Consider the following 1,111-nt stretch of genomic DNA (forward strand, 5'->3'; position numbering starts at 1 on the left):
GACCCCAAACGCGTGGCCGCCAGCCAGCGAAAACCCAAGCCGCGGTCTACCGAGCCCGCACGCCAGACCAACGCCCATGTCGCAACCGCCAGGGTTCTGGCAAATCAAACACCTTGAAAGGGCTGGGCTGCGAGCCCTTTGGAAACCCAGGATTTGGCGTCGAGTCTGGAATAGGGCCGCGTTAAAACACAATAACACGCTCTAGGTCAGGCGGCGGTGATATTCTCGCGTGCGAGGATCAAGGTTCGTCGCGGAAGGCTCAGACGGTGATCGACGGCATCCGGGTCTCGGACGAGATCGCAGTTATCCGGCACGACGGCGACCGCTTCGCGAGCCCACTCCATCGCCACGCGCGGGCGCAACTCCTCTACGCGATGGCGGGCGTGATCTCGGTCACGACCGACAGCGGGACCTGGGTGGTGCCGCCGAGCCGGGCAGTCTGGCTTCCTCCGGACACGGACCATGTCACCACCAGCCATGCCGGGATCCGCTTCCGCTCGCTGCTGATCGACACGACCGGGTTCGACGGTGTCCCGGATCGCTGCAGGGTCGTCGAGGTCACGCCACTCCTGCGCGAGCTGATCCTCAAGCTCGCCGCCCTCACGGAGACGCAGGGCGACCGCGCCGTCTCAGAAGCCGTGATCTGCCTGCTCATGCTGGAGTTGGCGTTCCTGCCGGTGCAGCCGCTCGACCTGCCGGCTCCGACGCAGGCCGGCCTGGCGGATCTGTGCGACCGGATCCGCCGCGATCCCGCCCGCGCGCATTCCATCGCGGCGGCCGCCGCCGAACTCGCCATGAGCCGGGCGACGTTCATGCGGCTGTTCAAGCGCGAGACCGGAATGGGATTCGGCCGGTGGTGCCAGCAAGCCCGGATGCTCCACGCCCTGCCGCTGCTGGCGGAGGGCCGGGCCATCCTCGATGTCGCGCTGGATTGTGGCTACGACAGTCCGAGCGCGTTCGCGGCCGTATTCCGACGCTCCTTCGGGCGCCCGCCGAGCGCGTACTTCCGGCCGCCGCCTGCGGAAAGCGTCGACCGGGGCTGAACGCGCCGTCGCGGATCGGACCGATGGGCGGTTCGGACGCCGGCCCCCCTGGCGAGAACGTGACACCC

At 68.3% G+C, this 1,111-nt stretch carries 1 protein-coding gene; it reads left to right on the plus strand.

Features of this window, described 5'->3' with window-relative positions; all coding sequences use genetic code 11:
- The first annotated feature begins 266 nt into the window (after window positions 1-266).
- Entirely contained in the window at window positions 267-1,043 is a 777-nt protein-coding gene (locus FV228_RS30495) for a helix-turn-helix transcriptional regulator (protein ID WP_147857824.1), read from the plus strand.
- The last annotated feature ends 68 nt before the right edge of the window (window positions 1,044-1,111 follow it).

Source organism: Methylobacterium sp. WL18 (genome assembly GCF_008040015.1).
GTDB classification, from domain to species: domain Bacteria; phylum Pseudomonadota; class Alphaproteobacteria; order Rhizobiales; family Beijerinckiaceae; genus Methylobacterium; species Methylobacterium mesophilicum.